This window comes from Bradyrhizobium sp. USDA 3397, from assembly GCF_054060965.1.
Window position 1 is genome coordinate 5,603,381 of the sequence record NZ_JBSSDS010000001.1, and the last position, 26,863, is coordinate 5,630,243.

Genomic DNA, 26,863 nt, shown 5'->3' on the forward strand with positions numbered 1-26,863 from the left:
GTGGTTCAAAGCCACCGGCTGTTGACAAGTAATTACGTAAAATCAAAGGCTTAAGGGTCGAGCTTAGGGCCCGGCCGCCTTTGGAGGGCAGTTTGACTCGCTATATCTCGACCCGGGGCGAAGCCCCCGAACTCGGCTTTTGTGACGTGATGCTGACCGGGCTTGCCCGCGACGGCGGCCTGTATGTGCCTGCGGTGTGGCCGCAGCTTCCGAGCGAGACGATCGCCGGCTTCTTCGGCCGCCCCTATTGGGAGGTCGCGGTCGACGTGATTCGTCCCTTCGCCGGCGGTGAGATTTCCGACGCCGAGCTCGGGCGCATGGCGAACGAGGCCTATGCCACCTTCCGCCATCCTGCGGTGGTGCCGCTGCGCCAGATGTCCCCGCACCAGTTCGTGCTGGAGCTGTTCCACGGTCCGACGCTCGCCTTCAAGGACGTGGCGATGCAGCTGATCTCGCGGCTGATGGACCATGTGCTCGAAAAGCGCGGCCAGCGCACCACCATCGTGGTCGCGACGTCAGGCGATACCGGCGGCGCCGCGGTCGAAGCCTTTGCGGGCCTCGAGAACGTCGATCTCATCGTGCTGTTTCCGCACGGCCGCATCTCCGAGGTGCAGCGGCGGATGATGACCACGACGGGCGCGGCCAACGTCCATGCGCTCGCCATCGAAGGCACCTTCGACGACTGCCAGGCTCTCGTTAAGGGGATGTTCAACAACCATCGCTTCCGCGATGCGACCTCGCTCTCCGGCGTCAATTCCATCAACTGGGCGCGCATCGTCGCACAGGTGGTCTACTATTTCACTTCCGCCGTCGCGGTCGGTGCTCCGGCGCGCGCGGTCGATTTCGTCGTTCCGACGGGCAATTTCGGCGACATCTTCGCCGGCTACGTCGCCAAGCGCATGGGGCTGCCGGTGCGCACCCTGCGCATCGCCGCCAACGTCAACGACATCCTGGCGCGCACGCTGAAGACCGGCATCTACGAGGTGCGTGAGGTGCACGCGACGGCATCGCCGTCGATGGACATCCAGATCTCCTCGAACTTCGAACGGCTGCTGTTCGAGGCCGGCCGGCGCGATGGCGCCGGCGTGCGTCGCCTGATGGAACAGCTGAAGCAGTCCGGCCGCTTCGTGCTACCCGATGCGACACTCGCCGCGATCCGCGAGGAGTTCGATGCCGGGCGCGCCGACGAGACCGAGACTGCGGCTGCGATCCGCGCCGCCTGGCGCGAAGCAGGCGAGCTGGTCGATCCTCATACCGCCGTGGCGCTCGCCGTCGCGGACCGCGACACCACCGATACGAAGGTGCCGAGCATCGTGCTCTCCACCGCCCATCCGGCCAAGTTCCCCGACGCCGTCGAGGCGGCTTGCGGCCAGCGGCCGCAATTGCCGGCCTGGCTCGACGGGCTGATGACCAAATCCGAACACATGAGGGTGATGAAGAACGATCAGGTCGAGCTCGAGCGGTTCGTGCTGTCCGCCAGCCGCGCCGCAAAGCAGGGAGTTGCCGGATGAGCGTCGAGATGTCCAAGCTTGCCTCCGGCCTCACCGTCGTCACCGACGAGATGCCCCACCTTGAGACGGCGGCGCTCGGCGTCTGGGCCGGCGTCGGCGGACGCGACGAGAAGCCGAACGAGCACGGCATCTCGCATCTGTTGGAACACATGGCGTTCAAGGGCACGACCAGGCGCTCCTCGCGCGAGATCGTCGAGGAGATCGAGGCGGTCGGCGGCGACCTCAATGCCGGCACCTCGACCGAGACCACGTCCTATTACGCGCGGGTGCTGAAGGCCGACGTGCCGCTCGCGCTCGACGTGCTCGCCGACATCCTTGCCAACCCCGCCTTCGAGCCCGACGAGCTGGAGCGCGAGAAGAACGTCATCGTGCAGGAGATCGGTGCCGCGCAGGACACGCCCGATGACGTCGTGTTCGAGCATCTGAACGAACTCTGCTATCCCGACCAGCCGATGGGCCGTTCGCTGCTTGGTACCGCCAAGACGCTGCGCGCCTTCAACCGCGACATGCTGCGCGGCTATCTGTCGACGCATTATCGCGGGCCCGACATGGTGGTGGCCGCGGCCGGGGCGGTCGATCACGGCCAAGTCGTCGCGGAGGTCGAAAAGCGTTTTGCGAGCTTCGAGGGGACGCCCGGGCCGAAGCCGCAGGCCGCTCGGTTCGGCCAGGGCGGCGCCAAGGTGGTGCATCGCGAGCTCGAGCAGGCGCATCTGACGCTGGCGCTCGAAGGGGTGCCGCAGACCGATCCTTCGCTGTTCTCGCTGCAGGTCTTCACCAATGTCCTCGGCGGCGGAATGTCGTCGCGCCTGTTCCAGGAGGTGCGCGAGAAGCGCGGCCTCTGCTACTCCATCTATACCTTCCACGCGCCCTACACCGATACCGGCTTCTTCGGCCTCTATACCGGCACCGATCCCGCCGATGCGCCGGAGATGATGGAGGTCGTGGTCGACATCATGAACGAATCGGTGGAGACGCTGACCGACGCCGAGATCGCCCGGGCCAAGGCACAGATGAAGGCGGGTCTGCTGATGGCGCTGGAGAGCTGCTCCTCCCGCGCCGAGCAGCTCGCCCGGCATGTGCTGGCCTACGGGCGCCCGCAGACAGTGCAGGAACTGGTCGCCCGGATCGACGCCGTCAGCATCGAATCGACCCGGGACGCGGCCCGTGCGCTGCTGTCGCGCAGCCGGCCTGCGGTCGTCGCATTGGGCAGCGGCAGGGGTCTGGACACGGCGGTGTCTTTTGCGGAAGGATTGACACGGGCGCGCGCCAAGGCGCGGCTGCATTAGGAGCCGCGCGCGGGCCTCGCCCCGGGAAGCATCACCATGGCCCTCTTTCGCCTGCCATCCAGTGGACCCGCCGCCCTGGCGCCGCGCGGCAACGGGCTGCTCCTGCGCGCGCCGCAAATGTCCGACTTCCTGCAATGGGCTCATTTGCGCGAGACCAGCCGCGACTATCTGACGCCTTGGGAGCCGATCTGGCCGTCCGACGATCTCACCCGCTCCGGCTTCCGCCGCCGCCTGCGCCGCTATGCCGAAGATATCGCCGCGGACCGCTCCTATCCCTTTCTGATCTTCCGTGAGCTCGACAGCGCCCTGGTCGGCGGCATCACGCTCGCCAATGTCCGGCGTGGCATCGTGCAGGCCGGGACCATCGGCTATTGGGTCGGCCAGCCCTATGCCCACCGCGGCTACATGACGGCCGCACTGCGGGTGCTGCTGCCGACGCTGTTCGGCGAGCTCAATCTGCACCGGGTCGAGGCCGCCTGCATCCCGACCAATGCGCCGTCGATCCGGGTGCTGGAGAAGTGCGGCTTCTCGCGCGAGGGCCTGGCGCGCCGCTATCTCTGCATCAACGGGGTCTGGCAGGATCACCTGCTGTTCGGCCTGCTGCACGAGGACTTCCGCGGCTGAGCAGCCTGATGGATGCGGCCTAATCCCTTTTTGCCGCCTTGGGTTCGCCGATATTGGCGATATAACCCGGCCGGAACATTGTCATGGAGTACGGGTGTTGATGGTGCAGGAGCTTCGGTCATCGCGGACGAGGTTGCGGCGGGGCGCAGCGGTCGTGCTGGCATTATCGGTCGGGCTCGCCTCCGTCTCGCCGGTGGCGGCGCAGTCGTTGACCGACCGCTTCAAGAGCCTGTTCGGCGGCAAGTCCGACGAGCCGGCGGAGCCGAAGCCGGCGCCTGCGCCCGGGCAGCCGGCGGAAGACGACCTCGATTGCCCGCAGGTCACGGTGCGCGCGGGCGCCTCGACCTACGCGGTCGGCGCCAGCGGCAAGCCGGCGGTCGGCAATGACATCCGCTTCCAGGCCTCGATCACCAAGATGGCGCGCGAATGCTTGCGCAGCAGTGCCGGCATCACGGCCCGGATCGGCATCCAGGGCCGTGTCATCGCCGGCCCCGCCGGGGCGCCTGCCTCCGTCGAGGTGCCGCTGCGCATCGCCGTCGTGCAGGGCGGCGTCGGCGAGAAGGTGATCGCCTCGAAGGCCTACCGGACCACGGTGGCGATGTCGGAAGGCGGCAGCGTGCCCTTCACCTTCGTCGCCGAGGATCTGGCCTATCCGGTGCCGGCGCCCGCGGTTGCCGATACCTACATCTTCTATGTCGGCTTCGACCCGCAGGCGCTCTCGCCGGAGAAGGCTAAGCCGAGGAAGAAGTAGCTTCAGTTCAAGGTCTCGTGCCCCGGACGCGGCTCAGCGCTCCCGGGGATGTGAAGCGTATCGTCCGGTGCGGTGCGACGCAGAGCCGGGGCCCACGCCGCGGCATGCTGGGTCCCGGCTCTGCGGAGCAGCGTTGCACGCTGCACCGCGTCCGGGACACGAGAGACCAGCACAAACAAAAAAGCCGGCGCTCGTCGCGCCGGCTTTTTGATTGGGTAAGGCAAATCCCTCAGTTCAGCTTCTGCCTGACTTCGTTGATGCCCTTGGCGAGCAGGTCGTCGGCGATCTGGCCCTTGACTGACTGCGACAGGATCGTGGAGGCAGCCTGCACGGCGGCTTCCGCGGCGGCTGCCCGGACGTCCGCTAGAGCCTGAGCCTCGGCGAGTGCGATCTTGCCCTCGGCGGTCTTGGTGCGGCGGGTGACGAAATCTTCCAATTTCGCCTTGGCCTCTGCTGCGATGCGCTCCGCTTCGGCGTTCGCGTTGGCGATGATGTCGGCGGCCTCGCGCTCGGCACCGGCAGTGCGCGCCTTGTAGTCGGCGAGCACCTTGGTGGCCTCCTGCTTGAGGCGCGCCGCCTCGTCCAGCTCGGCCTTGATACGAGCGGCGCGATGATCGAGCGCCGACATCGCCGTCTTGAACACCCCCACATAGGCGAAGATCACCATCAGGATCACGAAGGCGACGGCGACCCAAAACTCAGGTGTGAAGAACATCGAGACTAACCCTTCAAGGTCGCGTCAACGGCGGCATTGACCGACGCTGCATCCGGAACGACGCCTGTGAGCTGTTGAACGATGGTGCCGGCTGCATCGGCCGCGATGCCGCGGACGTTGCTCATGGCGGTCGCGCGGGTCGAGGCAATGGTCTTCTCCGCCTCGGCGAGCTTGGCGGACAGTTGCTCTTCCAGCGCCTTGCGTTCGGCTTCCGCCTGCGCATTCGCCTTCTCGCGGGATTCGTTGCCGATCGCCTGTGCACGTGCGCGCGCCGACGCGAGCTCGCCTTCATAGGCCTTGAGCGCCGCCTCGGACTGGTCCTTCAGCTTCTGCGCTTCGGCGAGATCGCCCTCGATCTTGTTCTGACGCGCCTCGATCGCACCCCCGACACGCGGCAGCGCGAACCGGGAGACGATCAGATACAGCGCGACGAAGGCGATCGCGAGCGACACCAGTTGCGAAGCAAAGGTGCTGCTCTCGAAAGGCGGAAAGCCACCGCCGTGGTGACCGCCATCGGCCTCCGTGTGAGCGCCGGTACCTTTGGCGCCGCCATGACTTTCAGCCATGGAGTTCTCCTGTTGCTGTCAGACGCGCCGCCTCCCACCAGGAAGCGGCGCGAAACGCGTTCAGAGCGGGACGAACAGCAGCAGCAGAGCGATCAGCAGCGAGAAGATGCCGAGCGCTTCGGTCACGGCGAAGCCGAAGATCAGGTTGCCGAACTGGCCCTGAGCAGCTGCCGGGTTGCGCATGGCTGCGGACAGATAGTTGCCGAAGATGAAGGCCACGCCGATGCCGGCGCCGCCCATGCCGATGCACGCGATGCCCGCGCCGAGAAACTTAGCTGCTTGCGGATCCATTTTTGACTCCTTGGAAGAAAGACAGGTGTGGGTGGAAAAGCACCCGGATCACTCAGTGTCCAGGGTGAATGGCGTCGTTGAGGTAGATACAGGTCAAGATCGCAAACACATAGGCTTGCAGGAACGCGACCAGCAGTTCGAGCGCGGTGAGCGCGACGGCGAGCGCCAGCGGCATGACCCCGCCGATCCAGCCGACCACGCCAAGAGACGCGCCGAGCATGGCAACGAAGCCGGCGAACACCTTCAGCGCGATGTGGCCGGCGAGCATGTTCGCGAACAGTCGAACGCTGTGCGAGACCGGCCGCAGGAAGAACGACAGCACCTCAATCGCCATGACCAGCGGCAGGATGTAGCCCGGAACGCCCGAGGGGACGAACACTTTCAGGAACTTCAGGCCGTTCTTGTAGAGGCCGTAGATCAGGACCGTGAAGAACACCAGCAGCGCCAGCGCCGCAGTGACGATGAGATGGCTCGTCACGGTGAACGTGTACGGAACGATGCCTACGAGGTTCGAGACGCAGATGAACATGAACAGCGAGAAGATCAGCGGGAAGAACCGCATGCCATCCGCTCCGGCAGTGCTGCGGATCATGCTGGCCACGAACTCATAGGAGAGCTCGGCCACCGACTGCAGACGCCCCGGAACCAGCTGCTTGCCGCTGGTGAGCAGAAGCAGCGCAATGATCCCCACCGCGACGAACATGTAGAGAGAGGCATTGGTGAAGGCGATCGTGTGATCGCCGATACGGCCGATCGTGAAGAGCGGTTCGACGTTGAACTGATGGATCGGGTCGATTTTCATCCGCGCGGCATCTCTCGTCTGCTGGACAAGCCGACCAGTGAAGATTGGTCGGCCGGCTGTGCCGGCGAGCGGCACGACAGTTAACCCGGCTAGGCCAATTACGAACCACCGCGCCTGTTCGGACCCGCGCCTGCCGTTCTCACCACATTCACCACGCCGGCGATGAAGCCCAGCAGCAGGAACGCGATGAATCCGAAAGGCGACGTCGACAGCAAGTGGTCGAACCCCCAGCCAATCCCCGCTCCGACAGCGACGCCGGCGATCAACTCCGAGGATAGTCGGAAACCAAGCGCCATCGCCGAGGCTCTGGCCGCTTTGTCTCCATCGTCACCTGCGGGTTGCTCGGTCTTGGCCCGGCGGTCGCGAAATTCGGACAACCGCTGATCAAGATTTCCGAGCCGATCGGAAAGCGCGGCTTCCTCGGGCGATCTATCGCGATCTCCATCATCGCCGTGTCCCGTGCCCTGTGTCATGCAACGAAGACCCGAAACGCTGCGGCTGAATGGAAATTGCGCCCGTCACCCTCAAAAGCCGCGCGGACCATACTGATGGCCTATAATCAAGTCAAGCCAAGTCACGATTGCGTCGCTTCCGATTATGTATTTGATTTACTTGATGATATTGACGCGCACGGCAGCGCTGCACACAGCGTGACGCCGCACCGCAGCAGGTCTGCTTGCGAACGGCGGACGCAGCCGTGCTTTCGCCGCGCTCGCGGGATCAAAGAAGCCGCCGCGTTCGTTGATTTCGGGGCGGCTTTTTGGCGGCGGATTGCCGGCTGGGGGTGTAGAATTGCAGCCGCAGCCGCAGCAGTGCCGGGGCGGAGACAATGATGAGACCTGCGACGTCATCCACGACATCATGGCTCGCGGCGGCGGCCGCGGTGATGGTGGTCAGCGGCGGCCTCGTGGCCGCGCAATCTGCGCCCGACGGCGAAAATGGCCGCTACAGCATGACGCCCATCCCCGAGGGCGTGCTGCGGCTCGACACGCGCACCGGCACGGTGTCGACCTGCACCAGGAACGGCGCCGGTTGGGCCTGCTACGCGGTGCCCGACGAGCGGACTGCGCTCGACACCGAGATCGGCAGGCTCCAGGCCGAGGTCGAGCGGCTGAAGGCACAGCTCGCGGCGGGGCCGACGGTATCGGGCAAGATCGACGAGGCGCTGCCGAAATCCGATCCACTCAGGAAACCCGAGCCCAAGGTCGCCGAGGGCGAGCGTAAGATCGAGATCCCGCTGCCGAGCGAGCAGGACGTCGACCGCATGATGACGTTCCTGGAAAAGGCCTGGCGGCGGCTGATCGACATGGCCAACCGCGTGCAGAAAGACGTGTCGGGGAAGATCTGATGCGGGCCCCTCCATGACATCAGCCAGATCCGTCACCCGCTCCGCACCATCGTCCGTGCAGGCAACCACCGTCACATCGACACTGCTCACCGTGCAGACGCCTGGCCGCGGCTTCACTGATCTGACCAGCGAGGTTGCGAGATTCATCGCCGAGGCGCACGCGGGTGAGGGCGCGTTGACGCTGTTCATCCGCCACACCTCGGCCTCGCTGACGATCCAGGAGAACGCCGATCCCTCCGTGCTGGTCGATCTCACCACGGCACTGTCGCGGCTCGCGCCGGAGAACGCCGGGTGGAGCCATGATACCGAGGGACCCGACGACATGCCGGCCCACATCAAGACCATGCTGACGCAGACTTCGCTCCAGGTCCCGGTCCTGAACGGCAGGCTCGCGCTCGGCACCTGGCAGGCGATCTATCTGATCGAGCATCGCAGCCGCCCGCACCGCCGTGAGATCGTGCTGCAATTCATCGGCAGCAACCGGTAGAGCGTTTTCGAGCGAAGTGGGTACCGGTTCGCGTGAAGAAAACGCGTCCAAGCAAGAACCACACAAAGCAAAACCGGCCGCGGAGACCGCGGCCGGTTGGTGTCGTCGATTGCTGCTGCGATCAGGTCGCCTTGATGTCGACGTCCTTGGTTTCCGGCAGGAACAGGAAGCCGATCACCACGGTAATCGAGGCGAAGATGATCGGGTACCACAGACCTGCATAGATGTCGCCGGTCGAGGCCACGATGGCGAAGGCGGTGGCGGGCAGGAGGCCGCCGAACCAGCCGTTGCCGATGTGGTATGGCAGCGACATCGAGGTGTAGCGGATGCGGGTCGGGAACAATTCGACCAGCATCGCCGCGATCGGGCCGTACACCATGGTCACGAACAGGACCAGGACGAACAGCAGACCGATGATCGCCGCCGGCTGCGGACGGAAGACGTCGAACGGATGCGACATCTTCACGATGCCGGTGTCACCCGCCTTGGGATAGCCAGCCGCCTGCACCGCGGCGAGAACCGCCGGGTTGCTGTCCTTGGCGTTGGCGTAGGGCACGTCCTTGCCGTTGACCACGACCTTCACGCCCGAGCCGGCCGGACCCGAACTCGTCGTGTACCTGACCGACGATTGCGACAGGTAGGCGCGTGCGGTGTCGCAAGGCGCGGTGAACACGCGGGTGCCGACCGGGTTGAACAGATCGCCGCAGCCGGCGGGATCGGCCACCACCTCGACCTTGACCGACTCGATGGCCTTTTCCAGCGCCGGGTTGGCGTTGGACGTGATCATCTTGAAGATCGGGAAGAATGTGAGGGCCGCGATCAGACAGCCGCCGAGGATGATCGGCTTGCGGCCGATCTTGTCGGAGAGCGCACCGAACACGATGAAGAAGCCGGTGCCGAGCAGCAGCGACCACGCAATCAGGAGGTTGGCGGTGTAGCCGTCGACCTTCAGGATCGATTGCAGGAAGAACAGCGCGTAGAACTGGCCGGTGTACCAGACCACGCCCTGGCCCATGACGCCGCCGAGCAGGGCGAGCAGCACGAGCTTGCCGTTCTGCCAATTGCCGAAGGCTTCCGTCAGCGGCGCCTTCGAACTCTTCCCCTCTTCCTTCATCTTCTGGAAGATCGGCGATTCGTTGAGGCGGAGCCGGATCCAGACCGAGATGCCGAGCAGCAGCACGGAGACGAGGAACGGAATGCGCCAGCCCCACGCCGCGAAATCGGCCTCACCGAGCGCGGTGCGGGTGAACAGGATCACCAGCAGCGACAGGAATAGGCCGAGGGTCGCCGTGGTTTGGATGAAGGAGGTGTAGAAGCCGCGCTTGCCGTTCGGCGCGTGCTCCGCGACGTAGGTCGCCGCACCGCCATATTCGCCGCCGAGCGCCAGGCCCTGGGCCAGACGCAGGATGATCAGGATGATCGGGGCCGCGATGCCGATGGTGGCTGCGTTGGGCAACAGGCCGACGATGAAGGTCGACAGGCCCATGATGAGGATGGTGACGAGGAAGGTGTACTTGCGGCCGACGATGTCGCCGACACGGCCGAACACGATCGCGCCGAACGGGCGTACCAGGAAGCCGGCGGCAAACGCCAGCAGCGCGAAGATGTCGCGGGTTGCCGGCGGATAGGCCGAGAAGAACTGCGCACCGATGATGCCGGCCAGCGAGCCGTAGAGATAGAAGTCGTACCACTCGAAGACGGTACCGAGCGAGGAGGCGAGAATGACGAACCGTTCGTCCTTCGTCATCCCCTGCGCGCTCGATTGAGACACAGCCATTGTCGTCATTCCGATTCGCTCCCGCTTGCTTTTTTGGATTCAAAACTGATCCGCGCCATAAAGGCGCGCAATTAATCAAGGTGAGCACTTACATGCTTGCCGCGTCCGGCCCAATAGTACTTTCGGCTCGAACCGACTTTTGGATGAGACGCAAGGAGCGAGTGCGCCTAAAAAATTGTCAGGGATCGGAAGGATCGCGAAGCTATCCTGGCAAAGAGCGACAGGGTGCAGGAGCGAAATACCGTCGCCGATCTGCAGAAAAACTGGGAAGCCGGTGCGACGGTCCACATCACCACGGACACCAGCGTGGTCGGCGCGCAAATGCCAGGATAGATCTCTCGCATCAGTGTCGAGATTGTTTCTTGCGGATGCGACTGGAGCCGGCGTTCTTCCTTTGGAAGACACAGCCGCATCTCGGCTTCGGTGATGGTCTTCTGGTCCGCGCCTCCCGCTTTCAGGATAGGCACCAATGCCAATCTTTGGCGCAAATGGTTGCCTCGCGCCTTCCGAAGTCTAGACTAAAGTCCAATGAAGGATAAGGCCAACGCGATCGTCCACATCACGATGGAAATGATCGCGGTCCAGCACGCGAACAGAAGATAGGTTTCCCGCATGACTGCTGAGATCGTTTGCTGCGCATGAGCTTGAGGCGGACGGCGCTCCTTGGGAAGATAAAGCCACATCTCGGTCCGGCGGTGATCCTTGGTTCGGGCTTCGCGGGCCTTGAACGCGAGCACAAGCGTCATTGTCATGCTGAGAAAACCTCCCGCCTGAAACGCGGCGCGCGGGAGGAAGGACAGGCCGATCATGACGCAGAAGATGGCTAACGAGGCGAACCCGCAAGCGCGCAGCACAATCGCATAGGCGATACGGCGCACCTCTTCCATGAGCCGCTACTCCGTCGATCGAAATTGATCAGCCACATCGATTGAGGGAACTGAGCCCAGCCTAGCGCCGGCAGAAGCGGTGCTCAACCATGCGATGAACGGCTACAGTCCGATATGGAGAAAGTTCCCGACGGCCGGAAGCGCGAGGATCGCGGTGCCGGCAAGCCACAGCCACAGCGAGACATTGTTCGACTCGGCGGTGCCGGTGATCCGCTCATAGATCGCCGCCGGGATTCCGCCAAGAATGACTGTGGCGGTCGAGACCATCAGCGAGGCGAACATCAGCGTCAGGGACAGATTTCCAAACAGCAGCGGACCGGCGAGCATCTGCACGTAAAGGAGTGTGAAGATCAGCGCCAGCTGGTTGAATATGCCGTTGATCATTCCGAAAAACGCAATTGCTACGAAATAGTAGTTGCGGCTCATCCGGCCGCTCCGCCGAGCCGAGGGGCGAGATTGAACAACAGCAATGTGTAGTGAAACGCGACGCGCAGCCAGAACAGCCAGACGAAGCCGAACAGCCACAGTACGACCGGAGGAGTTACCCTCGGTGTCACGACCGCGACGGCCGCTACGACGGGATCGGTGATTCGGCAAAAGAATCGCCAGATGTAGTTCGGCGAGTCCGCATCGACCATCAGACCCAGCAGGACGCGGCCAAGCAAGGTGTACATCAATGCCGCCAGCAGGAAATTGGGCAAGTGGAAGTACCAGTATGCGGCTAGTGACGTTGTGTCCAAGGACGCTTCTCCTCGCGACCGGCAGCTCAATCCTCAACCGGCATCTTGTGCGACAATGGCAAGGGCATTGTGTCCCGACAAGACTGGCATTTCAGACAAGACAAAGACGGGGCCCAAGGGGGGCCCCGTCTGGCGACTTTGGCGCTGCGATGCCTCAGGTAGTCTTTTCCTCGAGCACCGTCCTGCCTCGCGGCCTCCTGATGTCATCGACATAGGCCTGCATTTCCCTCGACGGCTCCCTGCCGAGCAGGCTGACGACATAGATGACGAGGAAGCCGAGCGGGGCTCCGAGCAGTCCGCAGGCGATGTTGGTAAGGTTGAACCAGCCGACCTTGTTGGCCAGCGGGTGCGCGAGCGTCGGGAAGCTCTCCATGGCGTTGGGCAGCGCCATCGCCTTGGCGATATCGACCAGCGGCGCACCGGTGGCCGGATTGAGCAGCGACGTCATGCCGAAGTACTTCACGCCCGCACCCGGGAAGTAGCGCGTGGTCACGAGGTAGAACAAGCAGAGCCCGAAGCCGGCGATGATGCCGCAGACCGCACCGGCCGCCGTCGTGCGTTTCCACCAGACACCCATCACGAGGGCCGGGAAGTTGCCCGCCATTGCAAGCGAGAATGCCCAGCCGACCATGGCCAGGATGTCCGCCGGCTTGGTAGCTGCCGTCGCAGCCGCGACCACGGCGACGCCCACGAGAAGAACACGCGCCACCGTGAGGCGGCGGATGGTCGGCGCGTTCGGGTCGATCATCTTGTAGTAGATGTCGTGCGACAACGCGTTCGCGATGGCGAGCAGCAGCCCGTCAGCGGTGGACAAGGCGGCGGCGAGACCGCCGGCCGCCACGAGACCCGAAATCACATACGGAAGGCCCGCGATTTCCGGCGTCGATAGCACGATCACGTCCGTGTTGATGACGAAGTCCTGCAGCCGCACCACGCCGGGATGTCCGGCAATCGCCTTGCAGGCCGCAACGACAGCATCAATGCTGGCCGCGTTCTTGCCGCAGATCTGGATCAGCCCAAGCTCGCCCCAGGTGAATAACCATGGGCGGATTGCCGTCAGGTCCCTGCCGATGATGTTGGTATAGACCTCCAGCTTGGAGAAAGCCGCGTAAGCCGGCGCCGAGAAGTACAGCAGGAAGATGAACAGCAGCGACCATGCCACGGACTGGCGCGCCTCACGCACTGACGGCGTGGTGAAATAGCGCATCAGGATATGCGGCAGCGAAGCCGTGCCGACCATCATGCACATGATGATCGCGAAAAAGTTGAGCGGGCTATAGTTGATGAACGGCTGGATATGCGGCTTGAGCGCCGCGGCTGTCGCCAGACCCGACGCCAGCATCCCCTGCTCTCGCGCGGTGATGTCGGCGATCGCCTGTCCGTAGGTGAGCTGCGGAAGCGGAATTCCATACTTCATGGTGGACAGGATCACGATCGGCGTCAGATAGGCGATAATGAGCACGATGTACTGCGCGATCTGCGTCCACGTCACCGCGCGCATGCCGCCGAGCATGGCGCAAAGCAGGATGCCGACCAGGCCCGCGAACACCGCAAGCTCGAACTGCATGCCGAGGAATCGCGATGCGATAAGGCCGGTGCCGTAGATCTGCGCCGTCACATAGGTGAAGGAGCAGGCAACCAGCACGATCACACCGAGAATTCGGGCAAAGTTGCCGCCGTAACGGAACGACAGGAAGTCGGGCACCGTATAGGCACCGAACTTGCGCAGATACGGTCCGATCAGGATCGACACCAGCACAAATCCGCCAGTCCATCCAAGCACCCAGGCGAGGCCGTCATAGCCAAGCAGGAACAGGGTGCCGGCCATGCCGACGAAGGATGCCGCCGACATCCAGTCGGCGCCCGTTGCCATGCCGTTGTAGAAAGCGGGGACGCGCCGGCCGGCGACGTAGTATTCCGAGACCTGCGCGGTTCGCGTCATGACGCCAATGATGGCGTAGACCGCAAGCGTGAAGAACACGAACAGGTAGCCCAGGATCTTGTTGGGAACGCCGGCCTGCTCGAGAAATGCAAGCAACAGGATGAATGCGAGGAACCCACCCGTGTAGGTGCCGTACATCTTGCCCAGATTCTTGATGAAGTCCGAAGTGCTTGTCGTGGCTTCCGTGGCCATGGTCCGTCTCCTCCCCTCAATCGTCCTCAGCAAAATCAAATTCGCGATCGATCCTGTCCTGCTGTTTCGCAAACACGAACAGCATCACCACGAACACGATAAGCGACCCCTGCGCCGCCATATAGAAGCCGAGCGGAAAACCGAGGATCGGGATGACGATCTTGTTGAGGGGATCCACGAACATATGGATGATGAAGCCGAAGAAGAACCAGATGCCGAGATGCGTGAACATCAGGCGCGAGGTCTTCGCCCAGTGCGCTACTTCTCTCTCTTTCAGATTTGTTGAGTCGATCATGGGTTGCAATCCTCCCTCAAGAGCCGGTTCGCCAATGCGCCGGAATTGAACGGTCGAGGGATTGCAATCCCACAACTGCGGCGTCCCCCGCGCCGCTGCTTCCGTCGATCTTTTGCCGATTGGAAGCGAGCTGAGGCTAACACTGCAGGTTACCAAGGCTTATTATACTTTCGGCGGGAAAATTTGTTGCAGCTGCTAATAGCGATGCTGCATTGAAACATGGAGTTTCCAGATGCTGGCCCTTGCCGAACGCACCGGACGATCTGGCAGGTTAGGCAAATGAAGCTATTCGAAGGGTTCTTTCGTCCCCGGCCGCCGATTGGCGATCGCAAGGCGCTTGCCGACTTCATCGACGCGCAGTCGGCATTCATCGTGCAAAAGGGCATTTACGAGTATTCGCGTGCCCGCGCTGGCCATTACGCCAAGGTGCTGTTTGCCGAGGAAGCCTTTGCACAAGCCGTCGAACGGTCGCGCTGGCAGGCTTATCCGCTCGGGCTTGCGATGGTCGGCGAGATGGTCGAGGGGGTATTGCGCCCACATGCCGGCATGCAGCGCCGGGCGGTTCTCGACCAGATGATCCTCGTCGTCCTCTCGGTTTTCGACCGTTACCCCGTGCCGCCGTCGCTCGGCGAGGACGCCTGGCTTGAGGCCCGGCGCGAGCTGGAGCAGAGGCTCGACCTCGTTGGCGGGCATGCGCCCAAGCGCGTGATGGACATTCCCGAGCCGCTGGCGGAAACCTATTTTGCGATGATGCCGATCCACGAAAAACTGCGCGGACGGGATTTCGAGACGATCCGCAATTACCTGCGTGTCAGCCTGTGCAACATCCATGACGAATTGGTCGATCGCATCGATGCAGCTGCCGTGACCAACAGGCTGCTGGCGTAGGATCGCCCGGCCTCTGCCAATGCCCGGCTTGCCGGCCGGCATCGCACGGTCCGGGCCTTCCGAGGGAGGACGATGGATACGACGAGTGGTGCTGCCCCGCTTTTGTCGCTCGACGCCGTTGTCATCGATGCCGAAACGACCGGGCTCGATCCGCGCAAGGCGCGGGTGATCGAGCTTGCCGGCGTGCGTCTGTCGGCCGGAAAGCTGGTCGATGGCGGTTCATTCGTTCAATTGCTGCGTCCGGCCGACCAACCGATCCCCGCCGAAACGACGCGCATTCACGGCATCGATGATGCCATGGTCGCTGAATCGCCGCTATTCGTGGATGTGTGGCCGCGTTTCGAGGCATTCCTCGGCCGGGCGCTCGTCATCGGGCACATGATCGGTTTCGATCTGGCCGTCCTGAAGCGCGAATGCGATCTGGCGGGATTGCCATGGTCCCGGCCTCGAACGCTCGATACCAGACTGCTTGCGGAGATCGTTGCGCCGGACCTCGGCGGATACCAGCTGGAGAATCTTGCGGCCTGGCTTGGCATTGACGTGGCCGGCCGGCACTCCGCTCTCGGCGATGCGATCACGACGGCACGGATCTTCCTGGCGCTGCTGCCGAGGCTGCGCGAGCACGGCATCCGGACCGTTGCGGAGGCCGAGCGGGTCTGTCGCGCGCTCACCACGGTGCTCGACGATCAGGTGCGGATGGGTTGGGTCGAGCCGTTCGAAGCGACGGCCCGTATCGATGGAGAGCAAACGCTGAAGCGGTTCGACGCCTACGCCTATCGCCACCGCAACCGCGACATCATGCGGTATCCCGTCATTTTCGTCGGTCCGGACGTTTCGGTGAGCGACGCCCTGGCGCGAATGACCAGCGAGAGAATATCGGCTGTGTACGTCGGTGCGGCGGATGCGGCGGCCGACGATATCAAGGCCGTCGAGGCCGGGATCGTTACCGAGCGTGACGTGCTGCGGGCGATCGCCCGGCTCGGTGCCCCCGCGCTGGAGCTGCCGGTGCACCGCATCATGAGCAGGCCGCTGGCGGCGATTCCCGAGGACGCGCTCGTCTATCGCGCGATTGGCCGGATGAATCGCCTCAAGACCCGCCATCTCGGCGTCGTCGATGAGGCCGGCCGGGTGGTCGGTGCGTTGTCCGCGCGGGACCTGCTGCGTCTGCGGGCAGGGGAGGCCATATCGCTCGGCGACGAGATCGAGGATGCCGCGGATACGCAGGCATTGGCGCTGGCCTGGGCGAAGCTGCCGCGGGTTGCGGAGGTGCTCCTGGCGGAAGGATTGACCGGGCGTCAGATTGCGGAGGTGATCTCCAGCGAGCTCTGCGCCCTCACCCGTCAGGCCGCTGTGATCGCCGAGCGGATCATGCGGGATCGCGGTCGGGGCGCGGCCCCAACGCCATACACGCTGATCGTGCTCGGGTCTGCCGGGCGCGGCGAAAGCCTGCTGGCGATGGATCAGGACAATGCCGTGATCTTCGCGCAAGGCGAGCCGGGAGGCGACGAGGATCGCTGGTTTGAGACGTTCGCAGTGCACGTTGCAGATATTCTGCACGAGGCCGGTGTGCCCTATTGCAAGGGGGGCGTCATGGCGAAAAACCCACCCTGGCGCGGCTCGGTTGCAACGTGGCGGGACCGCATCGAGCACTGGGTCTGCCGCTCCAGTCCAAAGGATCTGCTGTCGGTCGATATCTTCTTCGATCTCCGGGCCGTTCATGGCGACGGCAGCCTTGCCGTCGCGGTCAGGCAGGCGGCTTTCGCGGCAGCCGAGGGGCAGGTCGCGTTCGCCAAGCTTCTGGTCGAAGGGATCAGCGTCCCTGCGAGCCTGAAATTCTTCGGCGGCATTCGCACTGACGGCGGTCGCATCGACCTCAAGGCGGCAGGGCTGTTCGGCCTGGTCGCTGCGGCGCGTGCGATGGCGATCCTTTACCATGTGATGGGCCGATCGACATCGCAACGCCTCGCGGGCGTGAAGGCCCTGGTTGGCCGTGGCGAGACTGATCTCGATGCGCTCGACGAGGCCCATGGTATCTTTCTGGAGCTGATCGTGTCGCAACAGATTGCGGATGCGGCGCAGGGGACGCCGCCCTCCAATGCGGTGTTGGTCAAGCCATTGTCGACCCGTGATCGCGAGCGATTGAGGGCAGCGCTTCAAGCGGTCGCTGTGATCGAGAAGTTGACCCGGGACCTGCTGTTCAGGGACTGATGAGACCCGTCAGTGGCTTTTTTGCGCTGCAACATCAATTGGTTCGCCCCTGTGATTAACTGCCTTGCGACTACGGGCGGAAGGTTGCCTTGCAAGACGGCTCCAGTCAGTAAACAATCGCCAATTGCTGCTTGATCAGCAACGAGTTGAACTTCTTTCCCGATCTTTCGTCGGCCTGCGGAACAGATGACTGCAACAGCCAATGCAAACACCCATCTCGTCATCGCCGATGATCATCCCCTGTTCCGCGATGCGCTGCGGCAGGCGGTGGGGGGCGTTCTCCCGTCGGCCCGGATCGACGAGGCCGGAACCTTCGAGGATCTGACCAAGCTTCTGGAGCAGACCTCCGAGGTCGATCTGGTCCTGCTCGACCTCTCCATGCCCGGGATCTCCGGCTTCTCAGGCCTGATCTATCTGCGCGCGCAATATCCGGCGATTCCGGTCGTGATCGTCTCGGCCTCCGACGACAGCGCCACGATCCGCCGTTCGCTCGATTTCGGCGCGTCCGGCTTCATCCCGAAGCGATTCGGGGTCGAGACCTTGCGCGACGCCATCCTCAAGGTGATGGAAGGCGACGTCTGGGTTCCCGCCGATACCGACCTGTCCGCCGCCGCCGATCCCGACATGACCCGCCTGCGCGACCGCCTGGTGACGCTGACGCCTCAGCAGGTTCGCGTCCTGATGATGCTGTCGGAGGGCCTTCTCAACAAGCAGATCGCCTACGAGCTCGGCGTCTCCGAAGCCACGATCAAGGCCCACGTTTCGGCGATCCTGCAGAAGCTCGGCGTCGAGAGCCGGACGCAAGCGGTGATTGCCGCGGCGAAGATCGCCGGCAGCCAGTGGAAGCAGGGCACGCCGACGGGGTAGCGTTTGCGCGTTAACTGGTGGATGTCCGGGCTCGCGGCAGAGCGCAATCATTCAGTGCGATGAGAGCTTCGGCGGTTTTGACCCGTTGTGGGCATTTCGATCGATGGATTAGCTGGACCAATAAGCCGTCGTTTGGAATAGACCGCCAGTGGTAGATGTGGCTAAGTTGGGGGCAAACTCCGAAGGATGAAGATGCCGTACTTCGCAGCCAACCAGACCCAATCCGATCGCACGTCTAAGGTGCTTGCAGATGTCTTCTGTGCGCTTTTACTAGGGACCTTTTCCATCGTCTTTTTCGGTCTGGTTGGCGGCCTTGTTGCTTTCGTTCTGCTGGAAGCTTGCTTGCTCGCCCTCGATTGGGTGATGCCGAGCGACGATGATGCCGCTGGGGTTGTTCGTTAGGAGATCAAGGGCCAACGAATGAGCAAGCCCGTAAAATCTGAAAGCGAACTGATCGCCATGGCGAGAGCCGAGTTGAAGGTCCACGCCGACTGTCCCGATGGAATCACGATTTCCGTCCTCCGCGACGGGAAATCCTGGGAGTTTCGGGCCAGCGCTGATCAGGCGACCTCTGATCGGCCGGGCTATCCTGAATGCGTTGCCATGCTTGTCCAGATTGGGGATCACCTCTGCAAGCAGTACGATGTCGAGGGCTAGTCGCGCCTCTACGACCCACACAAGATCAAAAGGTCAGCAGATGCGGTCGATCACCATCGTCAGACCAGACATGACGATCGCCTTAGGAATTCCTGTGTCAAAGAACGGCAACGCCATCCATTGATGTGACTGTCCGTTGCGAGGCAGGAAGAACCAGAGAAGGACTACTGAAAAAACGACCAGGAATGCGCCGACCACGAAATTTGCCCTCGCTGTAGCTCGTTGGAGGCGGTCCTCCGACGATCGAGTTGTTCGCAGCCCTGCAGGTCAACCGAATTAAGCACTGCGACGCCATTTTAGATGCCGGCGCGGTAAACTGTCCATTTTGCTGTTGACCCGGAACAGGCTGGCGGTAAAGGTGCCTTGCTTCACGCGGCGGGCGAGACCTAACCATGGCTCGTCAAAAACCGACAATAAGAACGGGCGGAAGCGTCGGGAGGGTGACCTAACTTCCGCATGGGCATGGACGACAGCTATTGCGTCGGCATGATCCTGCCTGCTTGGAGGTAGCACTCAGCGAGCGGGGAAAAGTCTGCAATGCGCCCATTGTTGGCGATAAGTACGGCGATCGACTGGCTGAACGAAAAGGTCGGCAGCGTCTGCAACATTCTGGTGCTCGCGGCCTGTCTGGTCAGCGCTGTGAATGCGATGATCCGCTACGCCTTCAGCTACAGCTCGAACAGCTGGCTCGAAACGCAGTGGTACATGTTCGCCGTCGTCGTGATGTTCGGCGCGTCCTACACCTTCAAGCGCAACGAGCACGTCCGCGTCGAGATCCTTTATCTCATGCTCTCCGAACGCGGCCAGCTGTGGCTGGACCTGATCGGGACATTGGTCTTCCTCGTCCCGGCCTGCCTGCTCCTCAGCTACCTGTCTTGGGCGATGTTCTACAACTCGTTCGTCATCGGCGAAATGTCCAACAATGCCGGCGGCCTCATGCGCTGGCCGATCAAATTTGTGCTGCCGGCCGGATTCTTCATGCTGGCTTTGCAAGGTATCTCGGAGGTCATCAAGCGCGCCGCCGCCTTGCGCGGTGAAGTCACCATCGATGCGAAATACGAGCGGCCGACCCAATGATCACGATCGAGATGATGCCGCCGCTGATGTTCGGCGGACTTGTTCTGGCGATGCTCATCGGCTTTCCGGTCGCCTTCACGCTGGCCGCCCTCGGGCTCTCGTTCGGATTTCTCGCGATCCATTTGGGATTTTTCGAGTTCAGCTTCCTCCAGGCGATCCCGGAGCGCATCTACGGCAGCGTTCTGGCCAACGAGCTGCTGCTGGCCATCCCATTCTTCACGTTCATGGGCGCGATCCTCGAACGATGCGGCCTCGCAGAGGACATGCTGGATTCGATGGGGCAGCTGTTTGGCCCCGTTCGCGGCGGTCTCGGCTATTCCGTGATCATCGTCGGCTTCATCCTCGGTGCCATCACAGGCACCGTGGCCGCGCAGGTGATCGCGATGGCGCTGATCTCGATGCCGGTCATGATCCGCTACGGCTATAACGTGCGCTACATCACCGGCGTGCTCGCAGCCTCCGGCACCATAACGCAGCTGGTGCCTCCTTCGCTGGTTCTGATCGTGCTCGCGGACCAGCTCGGCAAGTCAGTGGGCGACATGTATCTGGGCGCCTGGGGGCCATCGATCCTCCAGATTGCGCTGTTCGCGGGCTACACCTTCGTTCTGAGCATCGTCAAGCCGGGCCATGTCCCGGCGGTGCCCAAGGAAGCGAGGACGCTCAAGGGCTGGGCGCTCTGGCGCAAATGCCTTCTAGGCATCATTCCATCCGCCGTTCTGATCTTCGTGGTGCTCGGCACGATGATGCTGGGCCTCGCCACGCCGACCGAAGCGGGCGCGATGGGCGCCGTCGGCGCGATCGTCCTCGCCGTCATCCATCACAAGGATTTCAGCTCGGCCGGTCACAAGGTCTTGCTCGTCGGCGTCGCCGCTGCCGGAATCGGCACCATCATCGGCATCTACTTCACGCCGAATCTGCCGTTCAAGATTGCGTTCGCGACTGCCTATCTGGCAGTGGCCTGGCTGTGTCTCGAGGTAATCAGGATTCCCGACCTGCGCTTGCTGGTAAAGCAGGGTTATGAGACCACCATGCGCATCACTTGCATGGTGACTTTTATCCTCATTGGATCGACCTGTTTCTCGATTGTCTTTCTCGGCTGCAACGGGGGCGTCTGGCTCGAACATATGCTGACATCGTTGCCGGGCGGTGTGTGGGGCTTCTTAATCTTCATCAATCTGTTCATCTTCTTTGTCGCCTTCTTCCTCGACTTCTTCGAGATTGCCTTCATTATTGTCCCCATGGTCGCGCCGACCGCCCTCAAGCTCCTCACCCCTGTCGTCGGCGCGGATGCTGCCTTGATCTGGTTTGGGATCATGCTGTGCGTGAACATGCAGACTTCCTTCCTGCATCCCCCCTTTGGCTTCGCGCTGTTCTATTTGCGCGGCGTGGCGCCGAAGGAAGTCAAGAGTTCAGACATCTATTGGGGCGCGGTGCCGTGGATCGGTCTGCAGGCGATCATGGTTGCGGTCGTGATCGCATTCCCGATCACTGTCACCGGGTTGCTGGACGCCCCGATCAAGGTGGATCTGGAGAAGATCAAGATCGAGATTCCGGACGTCGAGCTGCCGCCACCATTGATCGATTTCGGGCAGCCCAAGAACTGAGGGACGTCAACCGAGGCATTTCGGCGCGTCCGGCTTCATTCCGAAGCGGTTCGGGGTCGAGACCTTGCGTGACGCCAAGGCCCCTGTCACGGCGATCCTGCAGAAGCTCGGCGTCGAGAGCCGGACGCAGGCGGTAATCGCGGCGGCGAAGATCACCGGCGGCCAGTGGAAGCAGGGCACGCCGACGGGGTGATCCGCTACAGCGTGGTCAGAAGCACGCTGGCCGCTCTGATATCCGCCGTTTCGGAGCCCTCGGCAAAGCCTTCGAGCGCCGATTGGAGCCATCGCTTCGCCTCGTCGCGCTGCCCGCGTCCGGCAAACAGCCCGGCGAGATCGATCGCGGCGCGCAGCTCCCAGGCCGTGGCGCCTTGTTGGCGACTGAGATCCAGGGATTGCATGAAGTGGGCTTGTGCCTGCTCGGCGTCGGGCTCGGGCAGCGACAACAGAACTCTGCCTTTCATCCGCAGCAATTCGGGCATGTAGAGATGATCGCCGCCCTGATCGACGAGGCGGATCGCATCCTCGATCAGGCGCGCACTCTGCTCGATCTGTCCAAGCGCCAACAAGCCTTGAACCAGCGCGATGTTGAAGGTCGTGGTGAGCAGTTCGTAGCCGGCCTCGTGGAGCTCGCGTAGGCAAGCGAAGATCGTATCGACGCCTTGCGCGGCGTCTCCCCGCCGGATCGCCAGTTCGCCTTTCACGCCGCGGCCCACCACGAGATAGGGACCCATCGAGCGAGATTCGGCATGCGCGATGAATTGGTCGATGCTCTGCTCGGCGCCGTCGAGATCGCCGTCCCAGAGCGAGATCGAGACCGCCCAGATCAACGCGATGCAGAGCGTGATCGGATGCTCCATTTGCGCGGCTTCAGTCACCGTCTGTTGCGCCAGCTGCCGCGCGTCCGCGGGACGGCCCTGCAACCAGAGTTCGCGCGCCAGCGTGATGCCGGCCCGGTTGCGATGATCGAAGCCATGAATGGTGCTGGTTCGTTCCGCGCCCGGCCCTTGCCATGCGACCTCCAGCATCTTCAGCGCGTCGCGGTGCTCGCCGGCCAGATGCAGCGAAACCCCGAGCAGCGAATGGGCGAGGACGATCGAGCCGGGATCGCCGAGCGGCTGCGCGACCGCAAGGCTCTGCTGCGCATAACCAAGCGCTGCGTCGAACTGCCCCATCCGTTCGTGAAAGATATGCATGCGGCCGAGCAGCTGCAGCTGGTTCGGCGCGTCGCCGCGCGCCTCCGCGATCGCAAGGCTCCTGCTCAAGGCCACGCGCGCCGCCTCGCTGCCGCCGCGCGTGAACATCAGGGTCAGCCCGAGGGCGGCCTGGATGTGCATTTCATCGGCGCTGCCGCGCGCGGACGGGGTCATGGCAAGCAGTGCCCGTTCCGACCAGCGCCGGCATTCGATCAGAAGAGACATCGCGAGGAAGATCGGCGCTGCCGCGGCGGCGAGCGTGATGCCGGCGCTGGCGTCGCCGCCCGCGCCAAAGCACCAGTCCAGCGCGGCACGCACGTTGTGGAGCGCGGAGAAGTGGATCGCCCGTTCGTCGGCATTCGGCGTTGCCGCCCAAGTGCTGCCGGCCTGCTCCAGCCATCGCCGGTAGTAGGCCGCGTGGCGGGCGGCGAGCGCGGCGTCGTTCGGCTCGATCTCGAGCAGATAGGCGCGCGTGGTATCGAGCAGACGGTAGCGCATCATGGCGCCGACCGGCCGCGGCGCGACCATCGATTTGGCGACGAGACTGTCGATGGCATCGAACAAATGGGAGCGGTCGGCACGTTCATCCGGGACGACCTCGAGGGCGGCGTCGATGGTGAAGTGACCTGCGAAGACCGCCAGCCTGCGGAGGACGAGGCGCTCGATGTCGGACAGCAGCCCGTAGCTCCAGTCCAGCGTCGCCCGCAACGTCTTCTGCCGCGGCGGCGCGGTGCGCTGGCCCTGCCAGAGCAGATTGAGACGCTCGTCGAGCAGCGCGGCCGTCTGCTCCAGGCCGTAAGCTTCGACCCGGCCTGCGGCGAGCTCGATCGCCAGGGCCATGCCGTCAAGGTTGCGGCAGATCCTCGCGATAGTCGCGGCGTTGGTATCGTCGAGTGCGATCTGCGCGCCGCCAGCGGTCGCCCGTTCGATGAAGAGCTGAAGCGCGGGATAGGTCTGCGCAGCCGCCGCACTCAGCCCGGCACTATCAGGCGGTACGGCGAGCGGTGCCAATCGATAGACCTGCTCGCCCTCGACGCGCAGGGCTTCGCGGCTGGTGGCGAGGATGTGCACATCAGGCGCAGCGTGGAAGATCGCCGAAGCCAGCGGTGCCGCCGCGGCGATGACATGCTCGCAATTGTCGAGGATGAGCAGCATCCGCTTGTCCCTGACATGCGCGAGCAGCGCGGGCAGGGGATCGTCGGTCTCGGCCGGCAAGCCGAGCATCAACAGGATCGAGGTGATCACGAGATCGGGATCGCTGAGCGCGGCAAGGTCGACGAAATGTGCGGCGTCGGAGAACGTCGCGAGCAGGTCGTGGGCGATCGCCACCGCGACGGCAGTCTTGCCAACGCCGCCCGGACCGACGATCGTGACGAAGCGCGAGGTGAGAAGCTTGTCGGAGATGGTGGCGACCGCCTGGTCGCGCCCGATCATCCGTTGCAGCCGATTCGGCAGCTTGACCGGCGGCAGTTCCATCGGCGGGGACGAGCGCCGCGCCGCCTGAAGCTGCGTGTGCGAGATCGGTGCCACGAAGCAATAGCCGCGCCCGGAGAGCGTCGTGATGTATCGCGCCCCGTCTTTGCCGTCGCCGAGCGCCTTGCGGAGGGCGGCGATGTGAAAGCGCAGATTGGCCTCTTCGACGGTGATGCCGGGCCACACCAGCGCCATCAGATCCCATTTGCTGACGACCTCGTTCGGCCGCGACATCAGTGCGATCAGCGCGTCGAACGCCTTCGCACCCAGCGGCACTGTGACGCCGTCGCGCGTCACGAGCCTTTCATGTGGCGCCACGGTGAATGGTCCGAACGAGAGTCTTGGCCCGGTCGGCGTGGTCATCGCGAAATCTTGCTCATTTGCGAACCGGATAGCCAGAGGGCAGCCATCCCGCAAGGCCTGCATTGCATCGGCCTCAGACCTTGTTTGCAGGCCTCGTAACAGCTTCTGCGCCGGCCTCACAACTTCTCACAAGTCCAAACGGGTCTCCGGAGCGCGTCGCTGCTAGTCAGTTTGCGCGACGGCAAGGAGCTCTTCATGACGCACACGGCAAAACTGCTCTACACGGCCCGGACCCACACCAGCGGCGGCCGGCAAGACGGCATATCGCGCAGTTCCGACGGTCGCCTCGACGTCAAGCTGTCGCCGCCGGGCGGGGCCGGCATCGGCACAAATCCCGAGCAATTGTTTGCGGCCGGCTGGTCGGCCTGCTTCGAAGGCGCCATGGAACTCGCCGCGCGCAAGCAGAAGGTGACCCTTCCCAGGAAAAGCGCGATCGATACGGAGATCGATCTCGTGCTCGACGAGGGCGCCTACGCGCTGAGGGCGCGCCTCAATGTCAGCCTGCCGGGTCTCGACCCCGAGATCGCACGCGGCATCATCGATGAAGCGCATCAAACCTGCCCCTACTCCAAGGCCGTCCGCGGCAACATCGACGTCACGGTCGCGCTGATCTGACGCACCATCATCAACCACGACAAGGTAACACCATCATGAAACGGATCATTGATCAGCACCGCCGCCAGTTTCTCGGCATCGCCACCGGAGCTGCCGCCGCCGGTATCGGCATGATCGCGTTCGCTCGTGCCGAGACCGAACCGCAGCGATCTCAAGGGTCGAATGCGTCCTTCGGCGCGATCAAGCAGATCGAAGCCGGCGTCCTCAATGTCGGCTATGCCGAGGCGGGTCCCTCGAACGGTCCGGTGGCGATCCTGCTGCACGGCTGGCCCTACGACATTCACGCCTTCATCGAGGTCGCACCGATCCTGGCGCAGGCCGGCTATCGCATCATCATCCCTCATCTGCGCGGTTACGGCTCGACGCACTTCCTCTCCAGCGAGACGCCGCGCAATGGCGAGCCTGCCGCGATGGCGTCCGACATCATCGCGCTGATGGACAAGCTCGAGATCAAGAAGGCCGTCGTCGCCGGCTTCGACTGGGGTGCACGCACCGCCGACATCATCGCCGCGCTGTGGCCGGAGCGGTGCCGCGCGCTGGTGTCGGTCAGCGGATATCTGATCTCCAGCCAGGCTGCGGGCAATACGCCGCTGCCGCCGTCGGCCGAGCTGCAATGGTGGTACCAGTTCTACTTCGCGACCGAGCGCGGCCGGGCCGGCTACGAGAAGTACACGCATGATTTCGCCAAGCTGATCTGGAAGCTGGCCTCGCCGCAGTGGAAGTTCGACGACGCCACCTTCAACAGAAGCGCAGCGTCGCTCGACAACAAGGATCATGTCGCGATCACGATCCACAATTACCGCTGGCGGCTCGGGCTCGCCCAGGGCGAGGCAAAATACGAGCATCTCGAAAAGAAGCTGGCCGCAGCTCCGCAGATCGAGGTGCCGACGATCACGATGGAGGGCGATGCCAACGGCGCGCCCCATCCCGATCCCAGCGCCTATGCCAAGAAGTTCTCAGGCCGATACGAGTTTCGCCTGATCACCGGCGGCGTCGGCCACAATCTGCCGCAGGAAGCGCCGCAAGCCTTCGCCAAGGCCATCATCGACGCCGACGGCGGCGCCTGAGGATATTGTCCGCCTCCGGTTCAGCCCGGCTGGACCGGAGGATATCCGTCGCTCCGAGCCTGTTGAGAGATCATGACCGCGCCCGAACCCGAAAAGAAAACCTTCGCATTCTCCACGGTGATCGTTCTTGCCGTGGTTCTCGTCGTCATTCTGCTGACCTGCGTGCCGTATCTCGCCACGATCGTCTCGGCGCAGACGCCGGCTGAAAGCACGGCCGCCAACGCCTCGCCGATCTTCGGCGTCACGATCCCCGCCGGCTACAAGCAGTGGGAGCTGATCGCGCCGGCCGAGGAGGCTGCGCCGCTCGACGAACTGCGCGCTGTCGTCGGCAACCAGGCTGCCATCGATGCCTACCAGGCCGGCAAGCTTCCGTTCCCGGACGGGACCGTGTTGGTCAAGCGCGCTTGGAAGCGGAAGCAATCACCTGAATTTGCATCCGCGACGATCCCCGGTGCTGCTACGACGGTCCAGGTGATGGTCAAGGATTCCAAGAAATATGCCTCCACTGGAGGCTGGGGCTTTGGCCGCTTCATCAACGGCAAGCCGGTTGACGAGGCCCAGCACCGCACCTGCTGGGGCTGTCACGAAGCCCGTGCCAAGAACCACGATTACGTGTTCACGCGGCTCGCGCCTTAAG

The 26,863-nt window shown here is 63.5% G+C and carries 29 protein-coding genes and 1 pseudogene; 17 read left to right on the plus strand and 13 right to left on the minus strand.

Going from position 1 to position 26,863, the window contains the following annotated elements; genetic code table 11:
* The first annotated feature begins 92 nt into the window (after nt 1-92).
* The 4 genes from thrC to ACVWYQ_RS25860 all read left to right on the plus strand — a co-directional run bounded on the left by thrC (nt 93) and on the right by ACVWYQ_RS25860 (nt 4,172).
* The gene (gene thrC / locus ACVWYQ_RS25845) at nt 93-1,511 is read left to right on the plus strand and encodes a threonine synthase (RefSeq protein WP_036040215.1); all 1,419 of its coding nucleotides are present in this window, start codon (nt 93-95) and stop codon (nt 1,509-1,511) included.
* Nucleotides 1,508-2,797 carry a M16 family metallopeptidase gene (locus ACVWYQ_RS25850; protein ID WP_036040217.1) on the plus strand — a complete coding sequence of 430 codons (1,290 nt, stop codon included), beginning with the start codon at nt 1,508-1,510 and terminating at the stop codon, nt 2,795-2,797. Before thrC ends, ACVWYQ_RS25850 begins: the two co-directional genes overlap by 4 nt.
* A gap of 36 nt (nt 2,798-2,833) precedes the next feature.
* Complete coding sequence (locus ACVWYQ_RS25855) at nt 2,834-3,421, plus strand: GNAT family N-acetyltransferase (RefSeq protein WP_157285664.1); 588 nt, start codon at nt 2,834-2,836, stop codon at nt 3,419-3,421.
* Nucleotides 3,422-3,521: 100 nt separating this feature from the next.
* Complete coding sequence (locus ACVWYQ_RS25860; protein ID WP_260347528.1) at nt 3,522-4,172, plus strand: hypothetical protein; 651 nt, start codon at nt 3,522-3,524, stop codon at nt 4,170-4,172.
* A 229-nt stretch (nt 4,173-4,401) separates the two neighbouring features.
* Here ACVWYQ_RS25860 and ACVWYQ_RS25865 read toward each other — a convergent pair whose 3' ends face one another.
* The 5 genes from ACVWYQ_RS25865 to ACVWYQ_RS25885 all read right to left on the minus strand — a co-directional run bounded on the left by ACVWYQ_RS25865 (nt 4,402) and on the right by ACVWYQ_RS25885 (nt 7,019).
* Nucleotides 4,402-4,887, minus strand: a complete 486-nt coding sequence (locus ACVWYQ_RS25865; RefSeq protein WP_035996616.1) for a F0F1 ATP synthase subunit B family protein — start codon at nt 4,885-4,887, stop codon at nt 4,402-4,404.
* Between the two features lie 5 nt (nt 4,888-4,892).
* On the minus strand, nt 4,893-5,453 hold the full coding sequence (locus tag ACVWYQ_RS25870; protein WP_036040220.1) for a F0F1 ATP synthase subunit B: 561 nt from the start codon (nt 5,451-5,453) through the stop codon (nt 4,893-4,895).
* A 60-nt stretch (nt 5,454-5,513) separates the two neighbouring features.
* On the minus strand, nt 5,514-5,744 hold the full coding sequence (locus ACVWYQ_RS25875) for a F0F1 ATP synthase subunit C (RefSeq protein ID WP_008541273.1): 231 nt from the start codon (nt 5,742-5,744) through the stop codon (nt 5,514-5,516).
* A 52-nt stretch (nt 5,745-5,796) separates the two neighbouring features.
* On the minus strand, nt 5,797-6,546 hold the full coding sequence (locus ACVWYQ_RS25880; RefSeq protein WP_035996621.1) for a F0F1 ATP synthase subunit A: 750 nt from the start codon (nt 6,544-6,546) through the stop codon (nt 5,797-5,799).
* A gap of 98 nt (nt 6,547-6,644) precedes the next feature.
* A complete protein-coding gene (locus ACVWYQ_RS25885; RefSeq protein ID WP_128265945.1) occupies nt 6,645-7,019 on the minus strand; it encodes an AtpZ/AtpI family protein in 375 nt (124 codons plus the stop codon).
* Between the two features lie 359 nt (nt 7,020-7,378).
* Here ACVWYQ_RS25885 and ACVWYQ_RS25890 point away from each other — a divergent pair, with 359 nt between their 5' ends.
* Nucleotides 7,379-7,894 (plus strand): hypothetical protein, encoded by a 516-nt coding sequence (locus ACVWYQ_RS25890; protein ID WP_275501304.1) that lies wholly within the window; start codon nt 7,379-7,381, stop codon nt 7,892-7,894.
* A gap of 13 nt (nt 7,895-7,907) precedes the next feature.
* Entirely contained in the window at nt 7,908-8,381 is a 474-nt protein-coding gene (locus ACVWYQ_RS25895) for a secondary thiamine-phosphate synthase enzyme YjbQ (RefSeq protein ID WP_275510869.1), read from the plus strand.
* A gap of 121 nt (nt 8,382-8,502) precedes the next feature.
* Here the strand turns inward: ACVWYQ_RS25895 and ACVWYQ_RS25900 are convergent, their stop codons facing one another.
* From ACVWYQ_RS25900 to ACVWYQ_RS25925, 6 genes are all read right to left on the minus strand, one after another.
* Nucleotides 8,503-10,128: an MFS transporter gene (locus ACVWYQ_RS25900; protein WP_198399889.1), complete on the minus strand. Its 1,626-nt coding sequence runs from the start codon at nt 10,126-10,128 to the stop codon at nt 8,503-8,505.
* Between the two features lie 548 nt (nt 10,129-10,676).
* Nucleotides 10,677-11,045: a hypothetical protein gene (locus ACVWYQ_RS25905; protein WP_157285660.1), complete on the minus strand. Its 369-nt coding sequence runs from the start codon at nt 11,043-11,045 to the stop codon at nt 10,677-10,679.
* 102 nt (nt 11,046-11,147) lie between these two features.
* Nucleotides 11,148-11,471 (minus strand): hypothetical protein, encoded by a 324-nt coding sequence (locus ACVWYQ_RS25910; protein ID WP_404654672.1) that lies wholly within the window; start codon nt 11,469-11,471, stop codon nt 11,148-11,150.
* The gene (locus tag ACVWYQ_RS25915) at nt 11,468-11,785 is read right to left on the minus strand and encodes a YggT family protein (RefSeq protein ID WP_157285658.1); all 318 of its coding nucleotides are present in this window, start codon (nt 11,783-11,785) and stop codon (nt 11,468-11,470) included. The genes ACVWYQ_RS25910 and ACVWYQ_RS25915 overlap by 4 nt, the downstream gene beginning before the upstream one ends.
* A 154-nt stretch (nt 11,786-11,939) precedes the next feature.
* Nucleotides 11,940-13,919: a sodium:solute symporter family protein gene (locus ACVWYQ_RS25920; RefSeq protein WP_157285657.1), complete on the minus strand. Its 1,980-nt coding sequence runs from the start codon at nt 13,917-13,919 to the stop codon at nt 11,940-11,942.
* Nucleotides 13,920-13,935: 16 nt separating this feature from the next.
* Nucleotides 13,936-14,214: a DUF4212 domain-containing protein gene (locus ACVWYQ_RS25925; protein ID WP_404545470.1), complete on the minus strand. Its 279-nt coding sequence runs from the start codon at nt 14,212-14,214 to the stop codon at nt 13,936-13,938.
* A gap of 279 nt (nt 14,215-14,493) precedes the next feature.
* Between ACVWYQ_RS25925 and ACVWYQ_RS25930 the strand changes: the two genes are divergently transcribed.
* The 5 genes from ACVWYQ_RS25930 (at nt 14,494) to ACVWYQ_RS25950 (ending at nt 18,834) form a co-directional block, all read left to right on the plus strand.
* Entirely contained in the window at nt 14,494-15,102 is a 609-nt protein-coding gene (locus ACVWYQ_RS25930) for a hypothetical protein (protein ID WP_456726531.1), read from the plus strand.
* Between the two features lie 72 nt (nt 15,103-15,174).
* A complete protein-coding gene (locus tag ACVWYQ_RS25935) occupies nt 15,175-17,310 on the plus strand; it encodes a DUF294 nucleotidyltransferase-like domain-containing protein (protein ID WP_456726532.1) in 2,136 nt (711 codons plus the stop codon).
* Nucleotides 17,311-17,496: 186 nt separating this feature from the next.
* Nucleotides 17,497-18,177, plus strand: coding sequence for a response regulator transcription factor (locus ACVWYQ_RS25940; protein ID WP_456726533.1), 681 nt, complete (start codon nt 17,497-17,499; stop codon nt 18,175-18,177).
* A 192-nt stretch (nt 18,178-18,369) separates the two neighbouring features.
* Nucleotides 18,370-18,579: a hypothetical protein gene (locus ACVWYQ_RS25945; RefSeq protein WP_157285652.1), complete on the plus strand. Its 210-nt coding sequence runs from the start codon at nt 18,370-18,372 to the stop codon at nt 18,577-18,579.
* Nucleotides 18,580-18,597: 18 nt separating this feature from the next.
* On the plus strand, nt 18,598-18,834 hold the full coding sequence (locus ACVWYQ_RS25950) for a hypothetical protein (protein WP_271546222.1): 237 nt from the start codon (nt 18,598-18,600) through the stop codon (nt 18,832-18,834).
* 33 nt (nt 18,835-18,867) lie between these two features.
* Here the strand turns inward: ACVWYQ_RS25950 and ACVWYQ_RS25955 are convergent, their stop codons facing one another.
* Nucleotides 18,868-19,032, minus strand: a complete 165-nt coding sequence (locus ACVWYQ_RS25955) for a hypothetical protein (RefSeq protein WP_404545480.1) — start codon at nt 19,030-19,032, stop codon at nt 18,868-18,870.
* Nucleotides 19,033-19,371: 339 nt separating this feature from the next.
* On the opposite strand from ACVWYQ_RS25955, the gene ACVWYQ_RS25960 reads away from it, so the two are divergent.
* From ACVWYQ_RS25960 to ACVWYQ_RS25970, 3 genes and pseudogenes are all read left to right on the plus strand, one after another.
* Nucleotides 19,372-19,911 (plus strand): TRAP transporter small permease subunit, encoded by a 540-nt coding sequence (locus tag ACVWYQ_RS25960; protein ID WP_157285650.1) that lies wholly within the window; start codon nt 19,372-19,374, stop codon nt 19,909-19,911.
* Complete coding sequence (locus tag ACVWYQ_RS25965) at nt 19,908-21,515, plus strand: TRAP transporter large permease (protein WP_271546218.1); 1,608 nt, start codon at nt 19,908-19,910, stop codon at nt 21,513-21,515. Before ACVWYQ_RS25960 ends, ACVWYQ_RS25965 begins: the two co-directional genes overlap by 4 nt.
* Before the next feature lie 4 nt (nt 21,516-21,519).
* Nucleotides 21,520-21,708, plus strand: a pseudogene (locus ACVWYQ_RS25970) (hypothetical protein); the annotation flags it as partial.
* Nucleotides 21,709-21,712: 4 nt separating this feature from the next.
* Here ACVWYQ_RS25970 and ACVWYQ_RS25975 read toward each other — a convergent pair.
* Nucleotides 21,713-24,544, minus strand: coding sequence for an ATP-binding protein (locus tag ACVWYQ_RS25975; protein ID WP_404545483.1), 2,832 nt, complete (start codon nt 24,542-24,544; stop codon nt 21,713-21,715).
* A 195-nt stretch (nt 24,545-24,739) separates the two neighbouring features.
* On the opposite strand from ACVWYQ_RS25975, the gene ACVWYQ_RS25980 reads away from it, so the two are divergent.
* The 3 genes from ACVWYQ_RS25980 (at nt 24,740) to ACVWYQ_RS25990 (ending at nt 26,862) form a co-directional block, all read left to right on the plus strand.
* Nucleotides 24,740-25,159: an organic hydroperoxide resistance protein gene (locus ACVWYQ_RS25980; RefSeq protein ID WP_275510866.1), complete on the plus strand. Its 420-nt coding sequence runs from the start codon at nt 24,740-24,742 to the stop codon at nt 25,157-25,159.
* Nucleotides 25,160-25,194: 35 nt separating this feature from the next.
* The gene (locus ACVWYQ_RS25985; protein WP_404545485.1) at nt 25,195-26,226 is read left to right on the plus strand and encodes an alpha/beta fold hydrolase; all 1,032 of its coding nucleotides are present in this window, start codon (nt 25,195-25,197) and stop codon (nt 26,224-26,226) included.
* Between the two features lie 72 nt (nt 26,227-26,298).
* The gene (locus ACVWYQ_RS25990; RefSeq protein WP_404545487.1) at nt 26,299-26,862 is read left to right on the plus strand and encodes a cytochrome P460 family protein; all 564 of its coding nucleotides are present in this window, start codon (nt 26,299-26,301) and stop codon (nt 26,860-26,862) included.
* Nucleotide 26,863: the final 1 nt, after the last annotated feature.